Annotated in this window: 4 protein-coding genes and 2 rRNA genes; all 6 read left to right on the plus strand. The window is 29.4% G+C overall.

Annotated elements, in window-relative coordinates:
• A 5S ribosomal RNA gene (gene rrf, locus BN2920_RS00005) occupies positions 1 to 89 on the plus strand; the annotation flags it as partial.
• 522 nt (positions 90 to 611) lie between these two features.
• Entirely contained in the window at positions 612 to 2,705 is a 2,094-nt protein-coding gene (glgB, locus tag BN2920_RS00010) for a 1,4-alpha-glucan branching protein GlgB (RefSeq protein ID WP_268259354.1), read from the plus strand.
• A 62-nt stretch (positions 2,706 to 2,767) separates the two neighbouring features.
• The gene (glgA, locus tag BN2920_RS00015; protein WP_058293035.1) at positions 2,768 to 4,210 is read left to right on the plus strand and encodes a glycogen synthase GlgA; all 1,443 of its coding nucleotides are present in this window, start codon (positions 2,768 to 2,770) and stop codon (positions 4,208 to 4,210) included.
• 270 nt (positions 4,211 to 4,480) lie between these two features.
• Positions 4,481 to 5,641 (plus strand): glucose-1-phosphate adenylyltransferase, encoded by a 1,161-nt coding sequence (locus BN2920_RS00020; protein ID WP_058293036.1) that lies wholly within the window; start codon positions 4,481 to 4,483, stop codon positions 5,639 to 5,641.
• 26 nt (positions 5,642 to 5,667) lie between these two features.
• Positions 5,668 to 6,777 carry a glucose-1-phosphate adenylyltransferase subunit GlgD gene (gene glgD / locus BN2920_RS00025; protein ID WP_058293037.1) on the plus strand — a complete coding sequence of 370 codons (1,110 nt, stop codon included), beginning with the start codon at positions 5,668 to 5,670 and terminating at the stop codon, positions 6,775 to 6,777.
• 384 nt (positions 6,778 to 7,161) lie between these two features.
• A 16S ribosomal RNA gene (locus BN2920_RS00030) occupies positions 7,162 to 7,365 on the plus strand; the annotation flags it as partial.

Genomic DNA, 7,365 nt, shown 5'->3' on the forward strand with positions numbered 1-7,365 from the left:
TCCTTCCCATTCCGAACAGGAAAGTTAAGGTCTATAGCGCCGATGGTACTGCATGGGAGACTGTGTGGGAGAGTAGGACGTTGCTAGGTAAGTTTAAGAGATAGTTAGAAATAACTATCTCTTTTTTTATGCAAAAATATAAGTATTTATATTGTATTTTTATATAAAATTAAAATTTTATTCTGTTAGTTTTATTTTTATAAGTCAAATAAAAAGTAAATAAATATTTACATATTATTCCATATTGTATAAAATAATATATGACTCATATAAAAATTGAAAAACAAGTGAAAATTCATTTTAAATTTGGTAAAATATACATATAGTATAAAATAATATTGAGGAAATACGAATGGGGGTAATGAGTAATGAGCAAAGTATCTAATGATAATAAAATGGTCAATAAGAAATATTCAGAAATAATATCTAAAGACATTTTGTATGATAATGCTAATACAGTGGCAGAAAATTTGCTGTGGGAAGCAAATAAAAAAGAAGACAAAGAAGATAAATCTAAATTAGAAGATAATAATATTAAATTAGAAGGTAATAGTGCAATTGCTGAAAATATAAAAAAAGAGAATACTAATAAATCTGTAAGTAAAGCAAAAATGGCAGTGACTAAAAAGTTATCAGAAAAAAAAGAGATTATAAGTAAGGCTGAACAGAAAAAGAAAGTAAAATCAAACCAAGAAAGCTCAAAGATAAAAGAGGTTGATGTAAAAGAAAAATCTCAAAAAACTTCAATAGAAAGAAAGGCAAAGAAAGTTAGCAATAATGAATTAACCAGTTTTAGTACCTATTTATTTCATCAAGGAAAAAATTATGCTTCGTATGAGATTATGGGGTCTCATATAAAAACAGAGAATAGAAAAAAAGGTGTGCAATTTGCTACATGGGCACCTAATGCTAAAGCTGTATATTTAGTAGGTGACTTTAATGAATTTAAGATAAGTGATGAATATAAGTTAGAAAAAATCACTGATAATGGGTTATGGAAAGCTTTCTTTACTAATGTAAAAGAAGGAGATAAATATAAATATTGCATAATAGACAGAAATGGAAAGCAAGGTCCATTTAAAGCAGATCCATATGCGATAAAAAATGAATTAAGGCCAAATACAGCTTCAATTGTATATAAACCAAAATCATTCAAGTGGTCAGATACAAAATGGATTAATAAAAGAAATAGAATAAATGTATTAGAACAACCTTTAAATATATATGAAGTTCATTTAGGATCTTGGAAGAGAAATGATGATGGAGAATTTTTGACTTATGATGAACTTAGTGAGGAATTACCTAAGTACGTGAAAGAGATGAATTATACTCATGTTGAATTAATGCCGTTAGTAGAACATCCATTAGATGCTTCGTGGGGATATCAAGGTACAGGATATTATGCTCCTACTTCTAGATATGGGTCTTTGGAAGGGCTTAAAAAATTAATCAATAAGTTACATGAAGAAAATATCGGTGTGATAATGGACTGGGCACCAGGACATTTTTGTAAGGATGCTCATGGATTATATAAATTTGCTGGTGAACCCACATATGAATATAAGGAAGAATGGAAAGCTGATAATAAAGATTGGGGAACATATAGTTTTGATTTGGGGCGACCAGAAGTAAAGAGTTATTTAATATCAAATGCTCTATATTGGTATAGAGAATTTCATATTGATGGCTTAAGAGTAGATGCTGTTTCAAGCATACTTTATTTGGATTATAGTAAGAATAATGGAGAATGGGAACCAAATAAATATGGAGGAAATGGAAATCTTGAAGCAATACAATTTTTAAAAGATTTAAATCAAGCTGTTTTTGCAGAATTTTCAACAGCATTAATGATTGCAGAAGAATCAACTGCATGGCCAAATGTAACTAAACCTGTTATAACTGATGGATTAGGTTTTAATTTAAAATGGAACATGGGATGGATGAATGATACGTTAGAATATATTGAATTAAAGCCTGAATATAGGGAATATCATCATAAAAATATAACTTTTGCGATAATGTATAATTACGCTGAAAATTATATTCTTACATTATCTCATGATGAGGTAGTCCATGGAAAGAAACCACTTATTGGTAAAATGGCTGGTGATGAGTGGAATAAATTCGCTGGATTAAGAGCTTATATTGGATATATGATTGGACATCCAGGAAAAAAATTATCATTTATGGGAAATGAATTTGCTCAAGATATTGAATGGAGAGAATATGAGTCACTAAAGTGGAATCTTATAGAAGAAAATGAATTGAATAAAAAAACACAAATTTTCTTTAAAGATATAAATAAGCTATATATTGATAATAAAGCTTTATGGGAGTTAGACTATGATAATAGTGGATTTGAATGGATAGAGGCTAATAATAATCAACAAAGTGTTTTAATTTTTGATAGGAAAAGCAGAAAAGAGGATGATACATTAATATTTATTGTTAACTTTAAGTCACAAGTATATTATGATTATCAAATAGGTGTGCCATTTTTAGGAGAATATGAAGAATTATTTAATACAGATGATACTATTTATGGAGGATCTGGACAAGTAATGGGAACTGTATTAACTTCTGAAAAGGTACCATTTCATAATCAACCTTATTCCATAAAGATTAAGGTTCCACCTATGGCAACATTAATTTTAGGTGTAAAGAAAATATTAAAAGATGAAAATCAAGAAGAAATGATTAGATAGATATTTATATATTTACAGAGGTAAATTTGTTATAAAAACTATGTGATATTGGAGGATAAATAATGAGAGTTTTATTTGTAGCATCAGAGGCAGGTCCGTTTATAAAGAGTGGTGGACTTGGAGACGTTGCAGGAGCTTTACCAAAAGCACTTGCCAAGAAAGGAACAGATGTAAGAGTTGTTATACCTAAATATAAGCAAATTAATGATGAAATGAAAGACAAAATTAGGTTTAACAAATGGTTTACTGTGAAAGTGGGATGGAGAGAAAGATTTTGTGGAGTATGGGAATGCTTTCATAATGGAGTAACTTATTATTTATTAGACAATGAATATTATTTTAATAGAGATGGATTATATGGATTTTATGATGATGCAGAAAGATTTGCTTTCTTTGATAGAGCAGTTCTCGATATGGTAAGACAGATTGATTGGCAACCAGATTTAATACATTGTAATGATTGGCAGACAGGAATGCTACCAGTATTATTAAAATTTCAATATAAGAAATATGATAGCTTTTATTGGAATATGAAAACTATATTTTCCATACACAACATAGCGTTCCAAGGCGTATTTGATCCAATAATATTACCCGAGTTACTTGGGTTTGACATGGAATTATATAATAATACTGCGCTAAGATTTGACAATGGGGTAAGCTTTATGAAGGGAGCGCTGTATTACTCAGATATGATTACAACTGTAAGTAATACTTATTCGCAAGAAATACAGACAGAGTTTTATGGAGAAAGGTTAGATGCAGTACTGAGAGATAGATCTTATGCATTAAGGGGAATAGTTAATGGAATAGATTTTGATGAATATAATCCTAAAACTGATAAAAATATATATAAAAACTTTGATGTTAATTCATTGTGGAATAAATCAAAGAATAAGACGGCACTTCAACAAGAACTGGGATTAGAAGTAAATGAAGATATTCCTATGATTGGAATGGTAACTAGATTAACTGAACAAAAGGGACTAGAGTTAGTTAAATATATAGCTGAAAGATTATTACAGGAAAATAATGTTCAATTAGTTATATTAGGAACTGGAGATAAGCATTATGAAGATCATTTTAAATGGTTAGATTATGCTTATGGCAATAAGGTTTCTGCTAATATTAGATTTGACAATGGATTAGCAAGTAGAATTTATGCTTCATCAGATATGTTTTTAATGCCATCGTTATTTGAACCATGTGGTCTTGGTCAATTGATAGCGTTAAGATATGGTTCAATACCAATAGTAAGAGAAACTGGAGGATTGAAGGATACAATAATTCCATATAATAAGTATACTGGGGAAGGAAATGGATTCAGTTTTGCAAATTTTAATGCTGAAGAACTATATAATACTATAAAATTTGCACTATGGGTTTATGGGGATAAAATTCAATGGAAGAATATCACAAAAAAGGCTATGCAGTGTGATAATAGTTGGAACAAGTCAGCACAAATATATCTTGATTTGTATAGAGAATTAACTAATGTTGATTAAGCTATATATACTAAATATTTCCATTTAAGGATTTTAATTTGCATGCAAAAGTTTAAATTAATATCTACAGATTTTATTTAGTTAAAGATAAGTGTAACAATATGAGCTGAGTGAATATTGCATATTCAGATATTTTTTCTTATGAAATAGAAGATTAAGGTTATGCAGATATATTAATTATTATTAATTAAATGCCATTTTAATAAATAATTTATATCTTTATTAATAAATTATTCCGAGAAAATGGAACATATGAGAGGAGAAAGTATTATGGGGAAAAATGAAATGGTAGCAATGATTTTAGCAGGGGGACAAGGGTCGAGATTAGGTGTATTAACTAAGAAGTTGGCAAAGCCTGCGGTACCTTTTGGAGGAAAATATAGAATTATAGATTTTCCTTTAAGCAATTGCGCTAACTCTGGAATATATACAGTAGGAGTATTAACACAATATAAACCATTAGAATTAAATGCTCACATTGGAATAGGAGAAGCATGGGATTTAGATAGGAGTCAAGGTGGTGTAAGCATATTACCACCATATCAAGAAGAAAAGGGTGGACAATGGTATAAAGGTACAGCAAATGCCATATATCAAAATATAGAATTTGTAGACAGATATGATCCAGAGTATATATTGGTACTATCAGGTGATCATATATATAAGATGGATTATACTAAGATGCTTGATTTCCATAAAGAAAGAAATGCAGAAGCTACTATAGCTGTTATAGAGGTACCAATGGATGAAGCAAGTCGTTTTGGAATAATGAATACAAATGATGATTTATCAATATATGAATTTGAAGAAAAGCCTAAGAATCCTAAAAATAATTTGGCGTCTATGGGAATCTATATTTTTAATTGGAAGACATTAAAGAAATATTTAAGGGAAGATGAAGGTGATAAAACTTCCAAGAATGATTTCGGAATGAATATAATTCCATCAATGCTTTCTGATGGAAATAGAATGGTTGCGTATCCATTTAAGGGGTATTGGAAGGACGTTGGAACTATAGATAGTTTATGGGAAGCAAATATGGATTTAATTAGAGAAGATAATGAGCTAGATTTACATGATGAAGAATGGAAAATATATTCTGTAAATCCAGTGAGACCAGCTCAATATATAGGTGAAAATGCAAAAGTAGTAAATTCTTTAGTTGTTGAGGGATGTGTAGTTAACGGGCATATAGAAAATTCAATATTGTTCCAGGGGGTTCAAATTGGAAAAAATACAGTCATAAGAGATTCTATAATAATGACAGATGCTAAAATTGGAGATAATGTTGTTATAGAAAAAGCAATTGTTGGAAGTGGAGCAATAGTAAGAAAAGACTGTAAAATTTCATTAGGTGATGAGATAGCAATTATTGCGGCAAAAGACGAAGTAAAAATGGGTACAGTAATTGAGAAAAATAAAGCAGTATAATTGAGAATCTGAGAGGGGAAGAAAAAATGAAAAATTGTATTGGGATAATTAATTTAGATGAAAATGAAAGTAGGATGGGCGAACTTGTAATAAATAGGTCTCTTGCTTCTGTTCCTATAGCAGCAAGATATAGAATAATAGATTTCGTACTATCAAATATGACTAATTCAGGTATAGGATGTATAGGAATATTTACTAAGAATAAATCTAGATCATTGATAGATCATATAAATAATGGAACACCATGGGATTTAAATAGGAAAAAAGATGGATTGAAGGTATTTAATTTTAGCAATAATGATCCTGCATTTGATGATGTTCATAATTTTGCAGAAAATATGCAATTTTTAAAAGTGAGTAGAAGAGAGTATGTATTATTAGCGCCTAGCTATATGGTTTGTAACATAGACTATGATGAAGTTATGAAATATCATAAAAGTACAGGTAAAGATATAACAATGATATATAAAAAAGTTGAAAATGCTGATGAAGCATTTACCGGGTGTGGTGTATTAAATATTGATGATACAAATCAAGTTATTAGTGTAGGTGAAAATATAGGTAAAAATTCAAATGCTAATATCAATATGGAAATGTATGTATTGAAGACTGAGCTGTTTATGAATATTGTAAATGAGTGCATAAGTACTGGGATGTATAGAAAGGTTAAAGATTATATTCATACTAATTTAAACAAATTATCTGTTGGAGCTTATGAATTTACTGGACACCTAGATTGTATAAACTCTATAAAAGCCTTATATGATAGTAATGTTTCTTTACTAAATAGGAAAATAAATAAAGAAATATTTAAAGAAGATAGACCAATATATACAAAGACTAAAGATGAGGCGCCAACTCATTATGCAGAAAATAGTAATGTGTTAAATTCTATAATAGCAAATGGATGTCGTATTGAAGGAATAGTTGAAAATTGTATAATAGGAAGAAGAGTTTATATAGGAAAAAATGCAAAATTAAAAGATTGCATAATCATGCAAAATTCACAAATAGAGGACAATGCAGTTTTAGATAATGTGATTGCAGATAAGGGAAGCGAAATTAAAGAGGGAGAAACTCTTATAGGGTCTGCAATGTACCCATTAGTAATAAAAAAGAAAAAATTCAATTTCTAATTTAGTAATGAAATATATAAATGAGCTGTTATAGAATCTATCATATTAGATTTAAGCAGCTCATTTTTTGATTTCAGACATTGTAAAAAGAAATCAAAAGATTCATAAAAAATAGAAATTAATAAATAAAAAGTATTGACATAGTATTAATTAAAGTGTTAATATGAAACACGTCACAGGAATAGAAAAGTAACTTAAAAAATAAATGAAAAAAGTTATTGACCTAATAAAAATAAAGTGATACAATAAATGAGTCGCTTGAGGGTGACAAATAACAACGAAAGTTGTGGAAAAGAAAATGGTCTTTGAAAATTGAACAGAATATAATAAACAATTTAGTAAACCAGCAATTCTTTTATAAGAGTAAGAGCAAAGATTAAACTTTTTATTGAGAGTTTGATCCTGGCTCAGGACGAACGCTGGCGGCGTGCCTAACACATGCAAGTCGAGCGATGAAGTTTTCTTCGGGAAATGGATTAGCGGCGGACGGGTGAGTAACACGTGGGTAACCTGCCTTATAGTGGGGGATAGCCTTTCGAAAGGAAGATTAATACCGCATAAGATTGTAGTATCGCATGATATAGCAAT

It is taken from the genome of Clostridium neonatale (assembly GCF_001458595.1).
GTDB classification, from domain to species: domain Bacteria; phylum Bacillota; class Clostridia; order Clostridiales; family Clostridiaceae; genus Clostridium; species Clostridium neonatale.